This is a genomic window from Streptomyces indicus, from assembly GCF_900100315.1.
GTDB classification, from domain to species: Bacteria; Actinomycetota; Actinomycetes; order Streptomycetales; family Streptomycetaceae; genus Streptomyces; species Streptomyces indicus.
Map to the genome: position 1 here is coordinate 136,351 of NZ_FNFF01000011.1, position 18,492 is coordinate 154,842.

Here is an 18,492-nt window from a genome sequence, read left to right on the forward strand (position 1 = left end):
CAGGGGTACGGGCCTTCGGCGTGTGCGGGGGCGTGTGCGTGTGCGGGGGCGGGAGCGGGGGTGGATCGGGGCACCCGGGCACCCGGGCCCCGGGGTGTTCTCGCAGGTCAACCCCGTTGTCAGTGGCGGCCGATAGTCTTGCGGGGCTGGCGCGGCCCCCGGGCGGGAGGGGACTGTCCGGGTAACCGGGCTCTACTCCGCCAGCGGACGCACCCGCTCGGGTCCGGACCCCGGGCCCTTGCGCAGCTTCTCGCGCAGCTCCTTCTCCTGCGGGTCGAGGACCTGTGGGCCGGGCCGCGGCGGTACGCCGGTGACCTTCTGGCCCGGGGACACCGGCGGCTCGTAGTCCTTCGCCGAGGTGATCCACGTGATCGCCGACGCCCCGATGATCAGCGCCGTGAACGCGATGGCCGCCCGCGTCCAGAACCGCACGCGCCGCTCGCCCTCACCCCGCACCGCGGGCGCCTTGCCCGTGCCGAGTTTCTCGGCGCACGCCAACTCGTCCAGTCTGCGCTGCAGTTCGGCCGGGTCGGCGAGCTCGGGCAGTCGCTCGGCGATGGCCTCGCGGGCGTGCACGAGCCGGTTCGCGGCGGCCGGGGTGCTGGCCTCCGTCTCGGCCGCAGTCTCGGGCAGGTCGAGCCCCACGCCGTCGTAGAGGACGAGCGTGCGCCGGTACGAGGGCGGCAGGCTGAGCAGCGTGTCGAGCAGCTTGCGGTCCTCCGGCTCCGCGGGCGGGGCGTCCGGGTGGCGGTGGCTGCGGCGCAGGCGGTGCCACGGCGACAGCGCGTACTCGTACGCGGCCGCCCGCACCCAGCCCACCGGGTCACGGTCCTTGGCGACCTCGGGCCACTGCTCCCACGCCTTGTGGAAGGCCCGCTCCACGGACTCCTTCGCAAGGGCCCGCCGTCCGGTCAGCAGATACGTCTGCCGTACGAGGCCGGGGGCCGTGAACGCGTAGAGCGCGTCGAAGGCCTGAGCGGGCGTCAGCCCCGCAGGCCCCTGCGTCCCTTCGCCCTCGCCCTCGCCCGGGCCGAGCGGTCCGTCTCCGGCGAGCCCGCCGTCGGGCCCGTCGGGTCCTTCGCCGACCAGCGCGGTGGCCCGAGCGGACGCCGGCCGTGCGTCCGGTCCGCCGCCGGCCGGGGCGTGGCGCTGCGGCGCCGGCGTCCAGGAACCGCCGTGCTCGGCATGGTGATCGCGCGGCACACCGCTGTGCTCGTCGCGCGCGGGCCCGGTGCCGGCCGGCTTGGCGGCGCGCTTGGCCGCGGCCTTCGGGCGGGTCCGGGACCCCTTGCGGCCCTTGCGCTTCTCGCGCCCGTGCTCGGCACCGGCCTGCGGTTCGGCCTTGACGAGCTCGACTCGGCCGGCGGCCTGGGGGAGTGCGGCGGCCTCGGCGGACCCCGCGGACGGACTGACCTCGCCGCGCGCGGCGGGCTCGACGGGCTTCACAGGCATGAGGTGCTCGACAGCCTTCTCGTGTTCGGAGGACGCGATGGACTCGGGCTCGACGGGGGTGGCCGGAGAGCGTTCGGGCTCGGTGGACTTGGGGGCGGGGGGCTTGAGTTCGGCCTGCTCGGCGGAGGCCGACGTGGGCCGGGTGCGCTCCGGCTCCGCGGGTTCGGGCGCGGGCTCGACGCCCTTGGCCTTCGGCCGGACCGCCTGCGCCTGCGCCTCCGTCCTCACCTCGGCCTCCGTCTTCGCAGCCGCTGTCTCGGTACGCGCAACGTCAGGACGCGAGTCCGTACGGGCAACGGCAGACCGCGAGCTCGCGTCAGCCGTGACGGCGGGAGCAGGAGCAGGAGCAGGAGCAGGAGCAGGAGCGGGCGTGGGGGCTGGGCGCGACGTGGCTGCCGGCTCCGGGCGCGAACTCCGCGCGGCGTTCGGCTCCGGCATCGGCGGCGGAGGCTTCGGCGCCGGAGTCGGAGTCGGTGTGGGAGCAGGGGGCGGGGCCGGTTTCGGGCGCGGGCTCGGCGTCGGCTCCGAGGGCGTGACCGCCACCGTCGGCATCGGCTCCGTGGGTGCGGATGCCACCGGCCCCGGCTGCTCCGCCCCAGCGGCAACCCCGCCACGCCGCTTCGCGAACTTCGCGAGCAGCGCGGGCGTGGGCCGAGCCGCCCGGTCAACTGCGCCTCCGCGCTGCTCCCCCTTCGTACGGCTGTCCGCCGCCGCCTCCGTCGCGGAAGCTCGCCCCGGCCCGGAAGCCTTCAACACCCCAGCCGCACCCGCCGTACCCGCGCCCTTCGCCGCTCCGGTGTGCGACACCCCGGCCCCCGCCGCTCCGGTGTCCGCCGACACAGCCCCCGCCGCCCCGGCGGCCCCCTCCGACCCCACCCCCGCCGACGCACGCGCCCCCGCAGCAGACCGCCCGTCACTCCCCAGATCCACCACCTCGCCCAACCGGCGTCCCCGAGGCGCCGCCCGTCCGCCCGCGCTCCACCCCGCCACCAGTTCCGCGTAGGCCTCGCGTGTACGGCCCCGAGGGTTGGTGCGGCCCGTCTCCCAGGAGCGGACGGTCTCGCGTGTGACGCCGACGAGATCGGCGACCTGGGCCTGGGTCAGACCGTTCGCCTCCCGCAGCCGACGGCGCTCCTCGGGGCCGGGCAGCGAGGCGGCGGCACTCTGCGTCATGTCGGACTCTCCACACCGTGGACCGTGGGTCGGGGCGCATGGCAGACCAGTGCCCCGATAAGTACATAAACGTATATTGAGCGACACTTCGGGCATTCGCCTGTTACGCGAAGAGCGCGCGTGTCGTTGGGACCATGGCGGGCGTGACGCACACGACCGACCGCAGCGCGCCGTCAGAGGGGCCGGCGGTGACTCCGCAGGCCCTGCTCAACGCCCTTGCCACGCGCCGCAGATCTTCGGCCCTCGTGCCCTGTCTCCTGGGCGGGGCCGTCGCCGCGGGCCTGGGGCTCGGCGCGCTCGCCGTCCTGGTCATGGCGTTCTGGATCTCCTCGCCCTACCCGGACAGCGGTCCCGGACAGGCGCTGCACGTGGCCGCCGGCCTGTGGCTGCTCGCCCACGGCGCGGACGTCATCCGGCCCGATACCCTCACCGGCACCCCGGCCCCGGTCGGTGTGACCCCGCTGCTCCTGCTCGGACTGCCCGCGCTGCTCGTGCACCGCGCGGCCCGCGACGCCGCCGACACGGCGCCGGACGTGCGGACCGCGCTGGGCGGGGTGGCCGGCGGTTATCTCCTGGTCGGGGCCGCCGCGATGTTCTACGCGCAGGGCGGGCCGCTGTACGCGGATCCGGTCAGCGCCCTCGTCCATCTGCCGCTGCTCGCCGCCGTGGCCGCGGCCGCCGGGGTGTGGACGGCCTACGGCCGCCCGCGCGGTCCGCTGCCCGCGTACGTCCTCCGCCTCCAGGACACCGCTCCCGTACGGGCGCTCCTGGACCGCAGGGACCAGCTCGCCGCGGCCGGGCGCGCGGCGGCTGCGGGTGCGGCGGTCCTGGTCGGCGGCGGTGCGCTGGCCGTGGCGGTCTCGCTGGCCCTGCATCTGGAGGCGGCGCAGGCTTCGTTCCTTCAGCTGACCGGTGCGTGGTCGGGGCGGGCCGCGGTGCTGCTGCTTGCCGTGGCGCTGGTGCCGAACGCGGCGGTCTGGGGCGCCGCCTACGCGCTCGGCCCCGGTGTCCTGCTCGGCGCCGGCCAGGTCGCCTGGCCGCTGGGCGCTCCCGACGGCGGTCCGTTGCTGCCGTCCTTCCCACTGCTCGCCGCCGTGCCGTCGCCCGGCCCCGGCACCCCGCTGAACTGGGCCTGCGCCGGCGTCGCGGTGCTCGCCGGGCTGACGGCCGGCTGGTTCGTGCTGCGGGCCGCGGCGCCCGCGGGCGGCGGGCGCGAGGAGGTGTGGGGGCGGGGCGAGACGGCGTTGACGGTCGGCCTCGCCGCGCTGTTCACCGGCGCGGCGCTCGCGCTGCCGGCAGCGCTGGCCGGCGGGCCGCTCGGCGTCGGGACGCTGGCCTCGTTCGGGCCGGTGTGGTGGCAGGTGGGCGGTGCGGCCTGCGGCTGGGTGCTGGTGGTCGGGATGCCACAGGTGTTGGGCGTACGGGGGTGGCGGGGGCGGATCCCGAAGGGCGCCGTGGACCAGGAGGCCGCCCCCGCCTCGGAGTTCACGCCGGCTGGCGAAGCCGTGGATGCCGCCGATGCCTTCGGGTCGGTCGGGCCGCGCGCCCGGCGGATGCCACGGTGGTGGCCGCGGCGGCGCGCGGAGGGCGAGGCCGAGAGCGGGAGCGCGGTGGCATCCGGGGGGCCGTCGTCCGGTGGCCTGTCCGCGCGGCCGGGCTTCGAGCCGTACGACTTCCTCGACTCCGGGGCGTCCGGCCGGTCTTCGTCCTGGCATGACACCGGGGCCCGGATGGTGCGATGGGCGATGCTGGGGAAGGTGTCGGAGCGGGAGTCGCGGGCGGATGAGCAGGTGTCCGCGTCCGGTTCCGAGCCCGCGACTCGGCCCGAGCCCGCGTCCGAGTCCGTACCCATGCCCGGGTCCGCGCCCCTGCCCGAGTCCGCGCCCATGTCCGACTCCGCGCCCGCGACTCGGCCTGCGCCGACGCCCGCAGAAGCGGCGCCGCACACGGCAGACGCGCCTCAGGCCGACGGGTCACCGAAGGCCGGACCGGCCGGACCCGAACTCGCCGGACCCGCCGGACCCGCCGACAAGGCAAGCGATGCCGAAGGCGGCGGCAGTACGTAGGCCGCGTCCCCACCCATGCGAAGGGGCCCGGAAGCCGAAGCGCTTCCGGGCCCCTTTCCCACACCGGTCAGTGGAAGAAGTGACGCGTCCCCGTGAAGTACATCGTCACGCCCGCCGCCTTCGCCGCCTCGACCACCTGCTCGTCGCGGACCGAGCCGCCCGGCTGGACCACGGCCTTCACGCCGGCCGCGGTCAGGATCTCCAGGCCGTCGGGGAACGGGAAGAACGCGTCCGAGGCCGCGTACGCACCGCGCGCCCGCTCCTCGCCGGCGCGCTCCACCGCGAGCTTCGCCGAGTCGACGCGGTTGACCTGGCCCATGCCCACGCCGACCGAGGCGCCGTCCTTGGCGAGCAGGATCGCGTTGGACTTGACCGCGCGGCAGGCCTTCCAGGCGAACGAGAGCTCCGCGAGCTCCGGCTCCGACAGCGCCTCGCCCGTCGCCAGCGTCCAGTTGGCCGGGTCGTCGCCGTCGGCCTGGAGCCGGTCGGTGACCTGGAGCAGCGCGCCGCCGTCGATCGGCTTGACCTCGACGGCGGAGGCGGGGGCCTCGGGGCAGCGCAGGACGCGGATGTTCTTCTTGCGGGCCAGGACCTCGACCGCGCCGTCCTCGTAGTCCGGGGCCACGATGACCTCGGTGAAGATCTCGGCGACCTGCTCGGCCATCGCCACCGACACCGGACGGTTGACGGCGATCACACCGCCGAAGGCCGACAGCGGGTCGCAGGCGTGCGCCTTGCGGTGGGCCTCGGCCACGTCGTCGCCGATCGCGATGCCGCACGGGTTGGCGTGCTTGATGATCGCGACGCAGGGCTCGGCGTGGTCGTACGCGGCACGGCGCGCGGCGTCCGTGTCCGTGTAGTTGTTGTACGACATCTCCTTGCCGTGCAGCTGCTCGGCGGCGGCCAGACCGCCCGTGCCGTCCACGTACAGAGCGGCCGGCTGGTGCGGGTTCTCGCCGTAGCGCAGGACGTTGGAGCGCTCATACGCCGAGCCCAGGAAGTCCGGCAGACCCGAGTCGTCCGCCGCCGCGTAATCCGCCGCGAACCAGGAGGCCACCGCCACGTCGTACGACGCCGTGTGCTGGAACGCTTCGGCGGCGAGGCGCTTGCGGGCCGTCAGGTCGAAGCCGCCCTCACGTACGGCCGACAGCACATCGGCGTACCGCGCGGGGCTGGTGACGACCGCGACCGACGGGTGGTTCTTGGCGGCGGCGCGGACCATCGACGGGCCGCCGATGTCGATCTGCTCCACGCACTCGTCGGGGGAGGCGCCGGAGGCGACGGTCTGCTGGAAGGGGTAGAGGTTCACGACCACCAGGTCGAAGGGCTCCACGCCCAGCTCCGCGAGCTGCTCGCGGTGCGCGTCCAGGCGCAGGTCGGCGAGGATCCCGGCGTGCACGCGCGGGTGCAGCGTCTTGACCCGGCCGTCCAGGCACTCGGGGAAGCCGGTCAGCTCCTCGACCTTGGTGACGGGCACGCCCGCCGCCGCGATCTTCGAGGCCGTCGAGCCGGTGGAGACGAGCCGGACGCCGGCCTCGTGCAGGCCCTGCGCCAGCTCCTCGAGCCCGGTCTTGTCGTAGACGCTGATCAGGGCCCTGCGGATGGGGCGCTGTCCGGAAGATGCGGCGGTCACGGGATGGATACCTTTCGTCCCTCAATGCGATGGCCGTGCCGGGCGAGCCGCCCCACGACCTCGACGAGCAGCCTTCGCTCGACTTCCTTGATGCGCTCGTGGAGCGCGGATTCGTCGTCCTCGTCCAGGACCTCGACCACGCCCTGCGCGATGATCGGCCCCGTGTCGACGCCGTCGTCGACGAAGTGGACGGTGCAGCCGGTGACCTTCGCGCCGTACGCGAGCGCGTCGCGCACACCGTGGGCACCGGGGAAAGACGGCAGCAGCGCCGGGTGCGTGTTGACCGTGCAGCCGCCGAAGCGGGCCAGGAACTCCTTGCCCAGGATCTTCATGAAGCCCGCCGACACCACCAGGTCCGGGGCGTGCGCGGCGGTCGCCTCCGTCAGTTCGCGGTCCCAGTCGGACCGGCTGTCGAAGTCCTTGACGCGGCACACGAAGGTCGGCAGACCGGCCTTCCGCGCGCGCTCCAGACCGACGATGTTGTCCCGGTCGGCGCCCACCGCGACGACCTCGGCACCGAACGCGGGGTCGGCCGCGGCGTCGAGCAGCGCCTGAAGATTGGTGCCGGAACCGGACACCAGAACGACAAGCCGCTTCGGCGGTACCGGCGAAGTTGCGGGGGTGGCCACGGCGGGGCCCTTTCGAATCGTCAGCGCATCAGTGTTTTGTACGGTCGTACGAATGCTTCGGTGTCCCCGATACGGGGAACTCTACGAAGCGCCCGACCGTCAGCAACGATACCGGCACACACGAGAGCCCCCACGGGACGGTGGCGTGACCGGCAGGTAGCGTCTGGGGAGCAAGGCGCTACAACGACTACGGGGAAAGACGCACACCTGATGCCGGATCGCATGCCCTCGCCCTCGTCCTCGTCGCCGCAGGGCTCCTCACCGCAGGGCTCCTCGCAGGACGCGAACAAGGACCCTGAGGGAAGCGACAACCCCTTCGCGCCCCCGCCCGAGGGCGCCCCCGAGCAGCCCTGGCGCCCGCGGCACCCCGAGGGCGGCGACGGCGACGGCAGGGGCGACGGCGGCGGTCAGGGCGGCGGTCCGGGCTGGAGCCCGCGGCAGCCCGGCCGTTCCTCCGGCGGCTTCGGCCAGCGGCCAGGACCCGAGGGCGGGCAGAACGGGCCGGGTGGCCCGATGCGCTGGGACCCGACCGACCCCGCGCAGCGCCGTGCGCGCTATGCGCTGCTCGGCGGCATGTGGGCGTTCTTCTTCGGGCTGTTCGGCTGGCCTTACGTGGCCCTGCTGCTCGGTGCGCTCGCCGTCTACTGGGGTGTGACCTCGCTGCGGGCCAAGCCCAAGACCCCGGACCCGACGCAGCCCGCCCCCGCACCCGGCGCGGGCAAGCCGCAGACGACGGCCGCGGTGAGCGGTCTGGTCACGGGCGGACTGGCGCTGGCCATGGTCGCCCTGACGTTCAGCGCCCAGCTCGTCTATCGCGACTACTACGTCTGCGAGCGCGACGCGAACACGCATGCCGCGCAGAAGCAGTGCGAGGAGCTGCTGCCGAAGCCGTTGCGCACGCTGCTCGGCGAGCAGGACTGATCCGGCGCACTTACGCACTTACGCACTTACGCCCCTTCGCCCGGCGCATCGGCTCCGGTCACCGGCCGGTGGACCGACTGCCCGTGCCGGGCAGCCCGTTGAGCTTGCGCGCCTCGTCGAGTGCGGCGAGGCGCATCCGGGTGCGCAGGCGCAGTTCGGCCTGGTACGGGGCGAGCGTCACGTCCCACGCGTAGCGCAGCGCCTCGGCCCGCGCGCTCGCCGTCCGTGCGTCGGGCGGAGCGGTGGGCGCCGGCAGAGCGTCCAGGAGCGCGTTGACGCGCGTCCAGGTCGCGGCGTCCCCGTACAGCCGCTCCTGCGCGCGCGTCCGGCACTCGGTGGCGGCCCCGGCGGTGGACCGCTTGCGTCCGTCCCCGGTGGTGGACCGTTCGCGGCAGGCCACCGTCAGTGCGTCCTCGGCCCGTTTCAGCTCGGCCAGTTCGGCGCGGGACAGGATGCGGCCGCCCTGGCAGGCGGCGCGGGCGTTGTCGTAGCGGATCAGGGACTCCCGTGAGAGTGCCGTGCGGTACCCGGGCGGTGCGGGGTCCGGATGGCCGTAACGCTCAAGGCACGTACGGGTGTTGACCAGTCGGCCCGGCCGCTCGGCGTCGGCGGCGCCCTGTGCGGTGGTGCAGCCGGTCGCGGCGGTGCCCAGGACCGCCGCGACCACGCACACCGAAACGAAACCTCGTCCCATGGCGGTGTGTCCCCCCAGCTGCGCCGCCCCCCGTGGTGGCGCGGTCGACCACGCTAGGCAGCGGCGGCGGGCCCGGGTACCTCGGAGGTCAGAGGTTGCTCTCGGTCACGGTCGGGCGCGGGAAGGCCTGGTCCTCGTCGCAGCCCGGCAGCCAGCTGTGGGAGCGGATCTTGTAGTCGCCCTTGAGGTTGCCCTGCTGGTTGACGTCGGTGCAGCCGGCGCGGTCCGTCCGGCGCTTCAACTCGGTTGCGTCCGGGACGAAGCGGGGGCCGCGCCAATAGGCGATGGCGATCTCCTCGGTCCGTTCCTGGTTGTTGTTGAACACCGACTTCACCGGCTGCTCCGCGGACCACGGGCAGCGGGTCCTGCCGGTCAGCCAGTCCTCGTCGTCCCCGGCCCAATGGCACATCTCCCCGTTGCCGTTGAACTCGGAGAAGAAGCACACCTCGCCCGCCGGGCAGCGGTGGTAGCCGTACGTGACGCCGGGGTCGGGCCACAGCGCGTACACCGTCGCCGCCGCGGCGAACACCGCGGCCGCCGCGAGCGAGGACCACACGGTGCGCCGGGACGGCCCGCGGCGCACGCGGGCACGCCGGCCGGGCCGCCCGGTGTCCGCGATCGCGCGGACCCGTACGGCCAGGCCCGCCGCGTCGAATGCCGCGCGCTCCCGGTGCCCGGCGCTCAGGCAGTCCGTCACCAACTGCGCCCATTCCGGCGGCAGATGAGGGGACAGGCGCAGCTCCTCCTCGCCGAGCGCGTAGCGCACCGCCGCGTCACGGCGCACCGCTGGGGTGCCTCCGGGCAGGGGGTAGGTGCCGGTGAGCACCACGTGCGCGAGCACCCCGAACGCCCAGATGTCCGCGCTCGGCCGGACCTGGAGGCCCCGCTCGCCGACCTCCGGCCACAGCAGCTCGGGCGGGGTGTAGTCCGGGGTGGAGAAGGCGGGCGCGTAGGCGTGGGTGCCCTCCAGTTCGGCCGCCATGGTGAAGTCCGCGAGGCGCACCGAGCGGTCCGCCATCAACAGCACGTTCGCCGGCTTCAGGTCGCCGTGCAACCAGCCCGCGCCGTGCAGTTGGGCCAGGCCCTCGCAGATCCCGGCGAGCAGCGCCGGGCCGTCCGGCGGCGGCCCTTCGTCGAGCAGTGCGTCGAGGGAGGTCGCGGCCTCCTCCAGGACGAGGACCGCGGCGCCGTCGAGGTCGGGGCGCCCGGCGTCGTCCACGGTCAGGGTCTCGTACATCCTGATCAGGCGGGGCGCGCGCAGCCGGCTCAGCAACTCGACCTCGCGCGCGGCCAGTTCGCGCAGATACGCCGCTCTGCGCGGGGTGCCCGTCCCGGTGGACAGGAACTTCAGCGCGGCCCGCCGGGGCAGCGCGGCCTCCTCGGGCCCCACGTGCCGCGCCGCGTACACACTGCCGAACGAGCCCGTCCCGAGCGGCCCGAGGACCTCCCAGTCCCCGACGCGGTAGCCCTCGGGCACGGTGACGGCGAAGGGCGCCCCACCGCCGGACCCGCCACCCCCGCCCGCGGACCCGCCGGTCACCGCCGCACCTGCGCCGTCGGCGGCAGTACGGCGAGATCGTCCTCCCGTACGAGATCGAACCGCAGGGCCAGGGAGACCAGCGCCTCCTTCTTGCCGTGCAGGCGCGGACCGCCCTCCGCCGCATCGGCCGACGCCTTCAGGCGCAGCTTCACCGCGAGGTAGTCGATGTTCCACTGCACCGTGGCCCGGCTCGCCGCGGGCCAGCGCGGTGCGAGCCGCCGCGCGACCTGCTCCACCGTGGGCACGGGGGCGTGCGGGGCGCCGCGCAGCCGCGGCTCGCACAGCGCCGCCAGGACGGCGAAGTAGCGCTTGGTCACGTCCAGCGAGAACGCCGGCACCGTCTCCGTACCGCCCAACCCGTCGGTGTGGCGCGGCAGATGCTCATGGCGCGGCGCCCACACCTCGAACGCGAGCAGGTCGCCCGCGGCCGGCAGCACCACCCGGGAGAACTCGAAGGGCACCGGAGCGTCCAGGCGCCCCGGCGCCACCTTGATGTGCTCGCCGGCGCCCTCCGGGTTCTCCACCACGTACGTCTGTGAGCGGCTGAGGTTGCTCAGGATCCAGAAGGCGCCCTGGGCGGCGATCTCGCCCGCCTGCCGCGAGACGCCCTCGTGGTCGAGCGTCAGGTCGCGGGCCGCACGCCCGAAGGTGAGCTTCTCGCCGGGCCGGAGCCGGAGTTGGTGCCCCGGATCCGGGCAGTGCGGCGGCACCACGATGATGCTGTCCGGACTGTGCACGTCGTCCCCCCATGCAGCCGTACCTCGTCGCAGCAGTGGCAGCGCAAAGGGCCGCGCCCCTTCGTACGACGACGGGGTGCGGCCCTTTCGTTGCGGTGACTCGCGTCGTGCGGTGACTCGCGTCGTCGCGGTGGCCCGCGCCGGGCGCATGCCGCTCAGTAGCGCGGGCGGGCGAACCAGGCGGTGCCGGCGGGGGTCACCGGGGCGGCGGTGATGATGCCGCCGAAGACCACCCACAGGAGCGGGAAGATGGTCGCGGTGGCGGTGCCCGTGTCGAGGCCGATGAACAGCGAGATGAGGCCGAAGATCGCACCGAGCGCGCCGTAGACGCAGGCCGTGATGCGGATGCCCTGGCCGCCGTTGCCGAACTTCACGCCGAGCGTGATGGACAGCGCGGCGAGACCGGCCGCGATCAGCGCGAACACGAAGAACAGCCCGGTCGCCGCGTCCGCGTCGCTGGAGGAACCGAGACCGAGGTCGTCGTAGGCGTCGCCGATGTCGTTGGCGAAGGCCGCGAGGTAGACGAAGGCGAGCGCCCCGATGATCTGCACCGCGGAGATGATGAACAGGAACACGCGGGCCGTCACGAGGAGGCCCGGCATCGACTGCTGCATCGCATTGCCGCCGGGGTATCCCGGGTAGCCGGGGTAACCGGGCTGCTGCGGATAGCCGTAGCCCTGCTGCGGCGGCACGGAGGGCGGGGCCTGCTGGGGGTAGCCGTAGCCGGGAGCGGCCGGTGGCTGCTGGGGCGGCTGCCCATACGGGTTGTTCGGGTCGCCGTAACTCATGGCGCTTGACTCCTCCGTGGGTAGTGCGGGGACGACGCGGATCGCACAAAGGAGGAAGGTCGTACGGTTCAGCGGCCGTCCCCCCGTCACACCCGCGGCACTGTGCCCGACATGGTTCTAGGACAGGCGCATAGTTGTCCACCCGCATTCCATATGTGTTGTGCAAGTGCAATCTCGTCGATCTTGGGCGCGGGGCGGGGATGCGGCCGTGCGGGACGGATCCGGCCGGCCCGGCCGGATCCGCCGGGAACTCATCGGCGGCCGATTGGAGACCGGGGACCCGGATCGGCGAGTATGTGTCCCATGACCGCCCAGATTCTCGATGGCAAGGCCACCGCGGCCGCGATCAAGGCCGAGCTCGCCGTCCGCGTGGAAGCGCTCAAGGCCCGGGGCATCACCCCCGGACTCGGCACCGTGCTCGTCGGTGAGGACCCCGGCAGCCAGAAGTACGTCGCGGGCAAGCACCGCGACTGCGCCCAGGTCGGTATCGCCTCGATCCAGCGCGAGCTGCCCGCGACGGCCTCGCAGGAGGAGATCGAGGCGGTCGTCCGCGAGCTCAACGAGGACCCGGCCTGCACCGGCTACATCGTCCAGCTCCCGCTCCCCAAGGGCATCGACGAGAACCGCATCCTCGAGCTGATGGACCCGGACAAGGACGCCGATGGCCTGCACCCGATGAACCTCGGGCGCCTCGTCCTGAACGAGCCGGCGCCGCTGCCCTGCACGCCCAACGGCGTGATCACGCTGCTCCGCCAGTACGGCGTGGAGATCAACGGCGCCGAGGTGGTGGTCGTCGGCCGCGGCGTGACCATCGGGCGCCCGATGCCGCTGCTCCTGACCCGCCGCTCCGAGAACGCGACCGTGACCCAGTGCCACACCGGCACCCGCGACCTGGCCGCCCACCTCAAGCGCGCCGACATCATCGTGGCCGCCGCGGGTGTGCCGCACCTGATCAAGCCCGAGGACGTGAAGCCCGGCGTCGCGGTCCTGGACGTCGGTGTCTCGCGGGACGAGAGCGGGAAGATCGTCGGCGATGTGCACCCGGGTGTCGCCGAGGTCGCGTCCTGGATCTCGCCCAACCCGGGCGGCGTCGGCCCGATGACCCGCGCCCAGCTCCTGGTCAACGTCGTCGAGGCCGCCGAGCGCGCGGCAGGTGGTCACGGTGCCGGCTGAGCACCCGGCCCTCCCGCCGGACGGCGAGGGCCGCGAGGCCGTGACCGGGAGGCCCGGGGAGCCCGGGGAGCCTGGGGCGTCCCGGCAGGAGCCCGCGGCCGGGCCCCCGGAGGTGTCGGAGCGGGAGTCCGGGACCGGGCCCCCGGAGGCGTCGGAGCAGGAGCCCGTGGTGGGCGAGTCGGCCGTGTCCGGAGGCGAGCCCCCGGCCCGCAAGACCCGCCGCTTCCCGCTCTTCACCAAGGACACCGCCCGCCCCGAGGGCGGCGGCCGCGCGGCTCCGGGTGACGCGCCCGCGCCGGCCCGGCAGTGGCCGATGCTCACGGTGCTCGCCGTGGCCGGACTCGGTCTGCTCCTCACGGCGGTCGACGTGTGGCGCGCCGGCACGCTGCTCGTCGGGGTCGCGCTGCTCATCGGCGCGGTGCTGCGCCGCGTGCTGCCCTCGGTGGGCATGCTCGCGGTGCGCTCCCGCTTCACGGACATGGTCACGTACGGGCTGCTCGGTGTGGCGATCGTGCTCCTCGCGCTGATGGCCCAGCCGAAGCCGATCCTGGAGATCCCGTTCCTGGACGAGACCCTGCACTTCACGATCAGCAGCTGAGCCGGGAACCGAACCCCCCACTCCGTCCGTCAGTCGGACATACCGGCGAACGGCCGGCGGGGGGTGAACGGTGGGATTGTGGCAGCCGCTGCCGGAGGAGCTTCCGGCTGAAGTGGCGCATTTCGTGGAGCAGTTGCGCCTGCTGAAGGACCGTACGGGGCTGAGCCTGGTCGCACTCGGCAAGCGCACCTCGTACAGCAAGTCCTCCTGGCAGCGCTATCTGAACGGGCAGCAGCCGCCGCCCCGCAAGGCGGTGCTCGCGCTCTGCAAGGTGGCGAACCTGGACGCCGCGGAGGCGGCGCGCTGCGGGGCGCGCTGGGAGCTGGCCGTACGGGCGTGGCCGAAGCCGGAGACCGGAGAGAACGCCGGGGGCGAGCCCCCCGCGGAGGGCGCGACGGGCACCGCTCCCGGCTGGTCGGACCTCGACCCGGGCGAGGACGAGGACACCCTGCCCTGGTGGGTGCCGCAGGAGGAGCCGGAGGCCCGGCCGTCGCAGCCGCATGCCGCCCCGCCCTGGCGCCTGTTCGCGTACACCGCCGTCACCGTGATCGCGCTGCTGCTCGCCGGGCTGTTGTTCGTCGTGGCGAAGGGCGCCTGAACGGGCTCCCCGCCGGCCGGCGTGCACACCGGCCGGCGGGGAGCCCGCCCCGCTGTCGCAGGCTCAGCTGCGCCAGTTGTACGAGGCCTTCTTCCAGTGGCCGTCCACCTTCACGTGGTACAGCCCGCCGGAGCGCTTGAAGACGACGTTGCGCTCGTAACCGGAGTACTCCATCTTGCCGTTGCCGACCGGCGACAAGTAGTCGTCGGCGTAGCCGAAGGTCTGCTTGCCGACCACGCCGTCGACCGCGAGGCCCTCACGCTTCTGCCAGTACTTCGTGGCCGAGTGGGTGCGCGGGCCGAAGTGCCCGTCGATCTGGTCCTTGGTGAACCAGTGCCACTTGCCGTCCGAGCCCTTGTACTTGGCGCCGTCCGCCCAGAGGATCGTCTGCCACAGCCGCGTCGCGTTGCTGTGCGCGTACGAGTGCTTGGACAGGTTCCCCTCGTCGTGCCAGTCGTTCGTCGGGTCGCCCTTGCCGTCGATCACGTACTGGCCGCCCGGCGAGCCGGGCGAGGCCACGGCCGGAGCCACGCCGGTGAACAGGAGTCCGGCGCCGGCGGCGACCGACGCGGCCGCGATACCGAACCTGCGCTGCTTGCTGAGGTGCATCTGTGCTCCCCCCGTAGTGGTGCGCTGACGACAAGGAGCCTGTCCGGTGGGAAGGTTCGCCGAAAAGCAATCCGGGGGCGGTCGGGATCGCCCGGGACGTCCCTTACGCTGACCTGGGGTTCCCACGCGCGCCGTGGGACGCGGATGGGACACTGCACAGGACCGAACGGGGCGTGCACCGGGGCACGCCCTGACCCGAAATGCTCCCGTGCGCCGACGTGGGGGAACTGACACCCTTGCTTCTGGCATCCCTGTGGGTAGCCATGGGGGCGCTTCCGCCCGTCCTGCCACAGGCAGGCGGACCGGCGGAGGCGAGGGCATGCAGGGCTGCGCACGAGGGTACGTCTGGGCACGACACGGGGGGACAAGGGGGAAGCAATGCCTCGTTGGAGGGCGCTACCGGAGGAACTCGACCCGCAGGTGCGCGAGTTCGCGAGTCAGCTGCGGCGGCTCGTGGACCGCAGCGGGCTGAGCATCGCCGCGGTGGCGGACCGTACGGGCTACAGCAAGACGTCGTGGGAGCGTTATCTCAACGGCCGGCTGCTCGCGCCCAAGGGCGCGATCGTGGCCCTGGCCGAGGTCACCGGCACCAACCCGATGCACCTGACCACCATGTGGGAGCTCGCGGAGCGCGCCTGGAGCCGTTCCGAGATGCGGCACGACATGACCATGGAGGCGATCCGGATCTCCCAGGCGCGCGCCGCGCTGGGGGAGTTCGGGCCGAATCCGCCGGGGGGCAGGAACGGCAAGTCGCGCGGCGCCGCACCGGCGGCCGCGCACCCGCCGACCCAGCCCGCGTCCACCTACAGCCAGCGGCCCGCCGCGGGCTCGGGCGCCGGTGCGCACAGCCGGCCGCCGTCGGGCCCGCGCGGCCCGCAGCGGCCGGCGCCCTCGCGCGGCGGCTCGCCCGACGGGCAGCGCAGGAAGCGCAAGCTGACGATGTTCCTCGCGGGCGTCGTCGGCGCGCTCGTGGTGATCGCCGCGGCCGTGTTCCTCACGGACTTCGGCAAGGACGACGGCGGCAACCAGGGCACCGACAAGCCGCCCGCGACCCCCACCACCAGCGACTCGAAGCTGCCGGACGGCGTGGAGTGCAGCGGGGAGTCCTGCGCGGGCAAGGACCCGGAGGAGATGGGCTGCGGCGGCACGCTCGCCACCTCGCCGCCGGTCGACGTCGCGGTCGGCGCGGCCAAGGTCGAGGTCCGCTACAGCAAGACGTGCGGTGCGGCCTGGGGCCGGATCACCTCGGCGGGTCCCGGTGACACCGTGGAGATCCGGGTCAAGGGCCAGGAGACGCAGACCGCGAAGGTGAACGGCGACTTCGACGCGTACACACCGATGATCCCGGTGAAGAACGTCGAGGACGCGAAGGCCTGCGCGACGCTGACGGACGGCCAGGAGGGCTGCACGAAGTAGGCCGGGTCCCGGGCGCCGTGAACTGGGTGCCCGGCAGTCCGGAACGAATCCGCGCCCGGCGCGCATGACCGCCGCGCGACGGGGCACCCGCTCAGTACCCCCACGGGATGTGCAGGACACACCCGCAGAACAGCCGCCGCACTCACCTCTCCCGGAGCGGCGGCTGTTCTCTGTGCACGGCGGCTCCCCTCGGTGGACGCAGCCTGCTTTCTCGTACGCGGATACGGACCCGCACTCCGCGTACGACCGTGTGTGCGGGGCCACACGAGGCCGGGGTCAAAGGCGGCGCGAGGCGCGATAGCCTGACCGGTGGATCTCCCTTGACGTCAAGAGATCGATCACTTGGTCGAAGACCCGGTGGCCGGCCGGGCGCAAGGAGAGCGCCACAGGACTCGGGGCAGGGACGCCCCACCGCCAGCTGTCTTAACGGAGATCGCCATGACCCGCACTCCCGTGAATGTCACCGTCACCGGCGCGGCCGGCCAGATCGGTTACGCGCTGCTCTTCCGTATCGCCTCGGGCCACCTCCTCGGCCCGGACGTGCCGGTCAAGCTGCGTCTCCTCGAGATCACCCCCGCGCTCGGCGCCGCCGAGGGCACCGCGATGGAGCTCGACGACTGCGCGTTCCCGCTGCTTCAGGGCATCGACATCACCGACGACCCGAACGTGGCCTTCGACGGTGCCAACGTCGGTCTGCTCGTCGGCGCCCGCCCCCGCACCAAGGGCATGGAGCGCGGTGACCTGCTCGAGGCCAACGGCGGCATCTTCAAGCCGCAGGGCAAGGCCATCAACGACCACGCCGCGGACGACGTCAAGGTCCTGGTCGTCGGCAACCCGGCGAACACCAACGCCCTGATCGCCCAGGCCGCCGCCCCGGACGTACCGGCCGAGCGCTTCACCGCGATGACCCGCCTCGACCACAACCGCGCGCTCTCGCAGCTCTCGAAGAAGACCGGCGTCCCGGTCTCCGAGATCAAGAAGCTCACGATCTGGGGCAACCACTCCGCCACCCAGTACCCGGACATCTTCCACGCCACGGTCGGAGGCAAGAACGCCGCCGAGGTCGTCAACGACGAGAAGTGGCTCGCCGACGAGTTCATCCCGACCGTCGCCAAGCGCGGTGCCGCGATCATCGAGGCCCGTGGCGCCTCCTCGGCCGCCTCCGCCGCCAACGCCGCCATCGACCACGTGTACTCGTGGGTCAACGGCACCCCGGAGGGCGACTGGGTCTCCATGGGTATCCCGTCCGACGGTTCGTACGGCGTCCCGGAGGGCCTGATCTCCTCCTTCCCGGTCACCACCAAGGACGGCAAGTACGAGATCGTCCAGGGCCTGGACATCAACGAGTTCTCGCGCGCCCGCATCGACGCCTCCGTCAAGGAGCTCGAGGAGGAGCGCGAGGCGGTCCGCGCCCTCGGCCTGATCTGAGCCCTCTGCCGGCCCCGTAGGCACGAGCAGTACAGGCAGTACAGGCAGTACAGGCAGTACAGGCAGCACGAGCAGTACGACGCGAAGTCCCGGTCCCCTTATGGGGGCCGGGACTTCGGCGTATGAGGGCGCGCCCCGCGCAGGGTCCGGGTCCGCTACGGCTGCTGCTTCTGCAGCTCCTTGATGTCCACGGTCTCGCCGGCCGGCGGGGTCTCACTGGTCACCGGCTCGTCGAAGTCGGAGAGCAGGACCGTCTCCTTCTTGCCGTTCTCGTCGCTGACGATCTTCAGCGGGTACGGTTCACCCTTCGTGGCGACGTCGACCGTGCTCTTGTCGTCCTTCTCGGTGGACTCGATCGTGATGGTCTCCTGGCCATCGACGCTCGACTTGCCGCCCTTCTTCAGGTCGTCCGAGCTGTCGTCCTCCTTCATCTCCTTCTGGAGCTCCTTGAGGTTGCAGGAGGAGGAAAGGTCGCTCATCTGGGGGTCGTTGGCGTCGCCCACGAGGTACTTGTCGCCGAGCAGCTTCGCCACGGCCCCGCCCTGCGGGCCGCCCATCGCCTTCCAGAAGTCCTGGTCGGCCTTGATCCACACCTTGTCGCCGCGCTTGAGGATGTCGAAGCTGCCCTTGCCGGAGCCCATCTCGAAGCTGCCGGAGCAGTTGCCGTCCTGGTCCACGTGCAGGTCGAAGGACTCGGGGCCGTCCGTCCCGGTGCCGCCGCTCATCGCCATCCGCAGCGACTTGGCGTCGAGCAGCGCCTGCTGGGCCGCGTCGCTGATCTCCTTGGCGCTCTTGTCGGCGATGCCGCCGGACCCGCCGGAATCGTCACCGCACGCGGCGAGCGTGCCCATGAGCAGCCCCGCACACAGCGTGACTCCGGCGGCGCTCAACGTCCCTCGACGTGACCTGGACATCGCTTCTCCTTGCTGGGGAACAGACCGCCCACACGGGCAGGTTCGGGACGAAGAATCCTAGCGCCGAGTGACCCAGACCACTTTCTGTAAACCGATGCGCATGCTTTCGGCCTCCGGGGGCAG

Annotated in this window: 17 protein-coding genes and 1 pseudogene; 8 read left to right on the top strand and 10 right to left on the bottom strand. The window is 73.1% G+C overall.

Annotation, left to right across the window (positions count from 1 at the left end; translation table 11 throughout):
* Window positions 1–192 precede the first annotated feature (192 nt).
* Window positions 193–1,680 (bottom strand): RNA polymerase sigma factor, encoded by a 1,488-nt coding sequence (locus BLT97_RS37985; protein ID WP_342742774.1) that lies wholly within the window; start codon window positions 1,678–1,680, stop codon window positions 193–195.
* A gap of 142 nt (window positions 1,681–1,822) precedes the next feature.
* Between BLT97_RS37985 and BLT97_RS37990 the strand changes: the two genes are divergently transcribed.
* On the top strand, window positions 1,823–2,455 hold the full coding sequence (locus BLT97_RS37990; RefSeq protein WP_176953879.1) for a hypothetical protein: 633 nt from the start codon (window positions 1,823–1,825) through the stop codon (window positions 2,453–2,455).
* Here BLT97_RS37990 and BLT97_RS24995 read toward each other — a convergent pair.
* Window positions 2,440–2,625, bottom strand: a pseudogene (locus BLT97_RS24995) (helix-turn-helix transcriptional regulator); the annotation flags it as partial. The gene BLT97_RS37990 and the pseudogene BLT97_RS24995 overlap by 16 nt on opposite strands.
* A gap of 134 nt (window positions 2,626–2,759) precedes the next feature.
* Between BLT97_RS24995 and BLT97_RS25000 the strand changes: the two are divergent.
* Window positions 2,760–4,691: a cell division protein PerM gene (locus tag BLT97_RS25000; protein WP_093613925.1), complete on the top strand. Its 1,932-nt coding sequence runs from the start codon at window positions 2,760–2,762 to the stop codon at window positions 4,689–4,691.
* 67 nt (window positions 4,692–4,758) lie between these two features.
* Here the strand turns inward: BLT97_RS25000 and purH are convergent, their stop codons facing one another.
* Together purH and purN are read right to left on the bottom strand one after the other, a co-directional pair.
* The gene (gene purH / locus BLT97_RS25005; RefSeq protein ID WP_093613927.1) at window positions 4,759–6,324 is read right to left on the bottom strand and encodes a bifunctional phosphoribosylaminoimidazolecarboxamide formyltransferase/IMP cyclohydrolase; all 1,566 of its coding nucleotides are present in this window, start codon (window positions 6,322–6,324) and stop codon (window positions 4,759–4,761) included.
* On the bottom strand, window positions 6,321–6,953 hold the full coding sequence (purN, locus tag BLT97_RS25010; RefSeq protein ID WP_093613929.1) for a phosphoribosylglycinamide formyltransferase: 633 nt from the start codon (window positions 6,951–6,953) through the stop codon (window positions 6,321–6,323). The genes purH and purN overlap by 4 nt, the downstream gene beginning before the upstream one ends.
* Window positions 6,954–7,163: 210 nt before the next feature.
* Between purN and BLT97_RS25015 the strand changes: the two genes are divergently transcribed.
* Window positions 7,164–7,874: a hypothetical protein gene (locus BLT97_RS25015; RefSeq protein ID WP_093613931.1), complete on the top strand. Its 711-nt coding sequence runs from the start codon at window positions 7,164–7,166 to the stop codon at window positions 7,872–7,874.
* 58 nt (window positions 7,875–7,932) lie between these two features.
* On the opposite strand, the gene BLT97_RS25020 is transcribed toward BLT97_RS25015, so the two are convergent.
* From BLT97_RS25020 to BLT97_RS25035, 4 genes are all read right to left on the bottom strand, one after another.
* Complete coding sequence (locus tag BLT97_RS25020) at window positions 7,933–8,568, bottom strand: hypothetical protein (RefSeq protein WP_143041381.1); 636 nt, start codon at window positions 8,566–8,568, stop codon at window positions 7,933–7,935.
* A gap of 88 nt (window positions 8,569–8,656) precedes the next feature.
* On the bottom strand, window positions 8,657–10,108 hold the full coding sequence (locus BLT97_RS25025; protein WP_093613935.1) for a serine/threonine-protein kinase: 1,452 nt from the start codon (window positions 10,106–10,108) through the stop codon (window positions 8,657–8,659).
* Window positions 10,105–10,845 (bottom strand): FHA domain-containing protein, encoded by a 741-nt coding sequence (locus tag BLT97_RS25030; protein WP_176953883.1) that lies wholly within the window; start codon window positions 10,843–10,845, stop codon window positions 10,105–10,107. The genes BLT97_RS25025 and BLT97_RS25030 overlap by 4 nt, the downstream gene beginning before the upstream one ends.
* A 155-nt stretch (window positions 10,846–11,000) precedes the next feature.
* The gene (locus tag BLT97_RS25035; RefSeq protein WP_093613938.1) at window positions 11,001–11,633 is read right to left on the bottom strand and encodes a hypothetical protein; all 633 of its coding nucleotides are present in this window, start codon (window positions 11,631–11,633) and stop codon (window positions 11,001–11,003) included.
* A gap of 303 nt (window positions 11,634–11,936) precedes the next feature.
* On the opposite strand from BLT97_RS25035, the gene BLT97_RS25040 reads away from it, so the two are divergent.
* The 3 genes from BLT97_RS25040 (at window position 11,937) to BLT97_RS25050 (ending at window position 14,002) form a co-directional block, all read left to right on the top strand.
* Complete coding sequence (locus tag BLT97_RS25040) at window positions 11,937–12,806, top strand: bifunctional methylenetetrahydrofolate dehydrogenase/methenyltetrahydrofolate cyclohydrolase (protein ID WP_093613940.1); 870 nt, start codon at window positions 11,937–11,939, stop codon at window positions 12,804–12,806.
* 40 nt (window positions 12,807–12,846) lie between these two features.
* Window positions 12,847–13,404 (top strand): DUF3017 domain-containing protein, encoded by a 558-nt coding sequence (locus BLT97_RS25045; protein ID WP_425442763.1) that lies wholly within the window; start codon window positions 12,847–12,849, stop codon window positions 13,402–13,404.
* A 70-nt stretch (window positions 13,405–13,474) separates the two neighbouring features.
* The gene (locus BLT97_RS25050; protein ID WP_093613942.1) at window positions 13,475–14,002 is read left to right on the top strand and encodes a helix-turn-helix domain-containing protein; all 528 of its coding nucleotides are present in this window, start codon (window positions 13,475–13,477) and stop codon (window positions 14,000–14,002) included.
* A 63-nt stretch (window positions 14,003–14,065) separates the two neighbouring features.
* Here BLT97_RS25050 and BLT97_RS25055 read toward each other — a convergent pair whose 3' ends face one another.
* Window positions 14,066–14,611: a peptidoglycan-binding domain-containing protein gene (locus BLT97_RS25055; RefSeq protein WP_093613944.1), complete on the bottom strand. Its 546-nt coding sequence runs from the start codon at window positions 14,609–14,611 to the stop codon at window positions 14,066–14,068.
* A gap of 378 nt (window positions 14,612–14,989) precedes the next feature.
* Here BLT97_RS25055 and BLT97_RS25060 point away from each other — a divergent pair, with 378 nt between their 5' ends.
* Together BLT97_RS25060 and BLT97_RS25065 are read left to right on the top strand one after the other, a co-directional pair.
* A complete protein-coding gene (locus BLT97_RS25060; RefSeq protein ID WP_093613946.1) occupies window positions 14,990–16,027 on the top strand; it encodes a helix-turn-helix domain-containing protein in 1,038 nt (345 codons plus the stop codon).
* A 438-nt stretch (window positions 16,028–16,465) separates the two neighbouring features.
* A complete protein-coding gene (locus BLT97_RS25065) occupies window positions 16,466–17,455 on the top strand; it encodes a malate dehydrogenase (RefSeq protein ID WP_093613948.1) in 990 nt (329 codons plus the stop codon).
* A gap of 155 nt (window positions 17,456–17,610) precedes the next feature.
* On the opposite strand, the gene BLT97_RS25070 is transcribed toward BLT97_RS25065, so the two are convergent.
* Window positions 17,611–18,369, bottom strand: a complete 759-nt coding sequence (locus BLT97_RS25070) for a hypothetical protein (protein WP_143041382.1) — start codon at window positions 18,367–18,369, stop codon at window positions 17,611–17,613.
* Window positions 18,370–18,492 lie beyond the last annotated feature (123 nt).

Bases quoted from the DNA above. Each gene is read 5' to 3' on its own strand.
- BLT97_RS25040 (WP_093613940.1), top strand. From the start codon at position 11,937: ATGACCGCCCAGATTCTCGATGGCAAGGCCACCGCGGCCGCGATCAAG.
- BLT97_RS25015 (WP_093613931.1), top strand. From the start codon at position 7,164: ATGCCGGATCGCATGCCCTCGCCCTCGTCCTCGTCGCCGCAGGGCTCC.
- BLT97_RS25065 (WP_093613948.1), top strand. From the start codon at position 16,466: ATGACCCGCACTCCCGTGAATGTCACCGTCACCGGCGCGGCCGGCCAG.
- BLT97_RS25055 (WP_093613944.1), bottom strand. From the start codon at position 14,611: ATGCACCTCAGCAAGCAGCGCAGGTTCGGTATCGCGGCCGCGTCGGTC.
- BLT97_RS25060 (WP_093613946.1), top strand. From the start codon at position 14,990: ATGCCTCGTTGGAGGGCGCTACCGGAGGAACTCGACCCGCAGGTGCGC.
- BLT97_RS25020 (WP_143041381.1), bottom strand. From the start codon at position 8,568: ATGGGACGAGGTTTCGTTTCGGTGTGCGTGGTCGCGGCGGTCCTGGGC.
- BLT97_RS25000 (WP_093613925.1), top strand. From the start codon at position 2,760: ATGGCGGGCGTGACGCACACGACCGACCGCAGCGCGCCGTCAGAGGGG.
- BLT97_RS25035 (WP_093613938.1), bottom strand. From the start codon at position 11,633: ATGAGTTACGGCGACCCGAACAACCCGTATGGGCAGCCGCCCCAGCAG.
- BLT97_RS25070 (WP_143041382.1), bottom strand. From the start codon at position 18,369: ATGTCCAGGTCACGTCGAGGGACGTTGAGCGCCGCCGGAGTCACGCTG.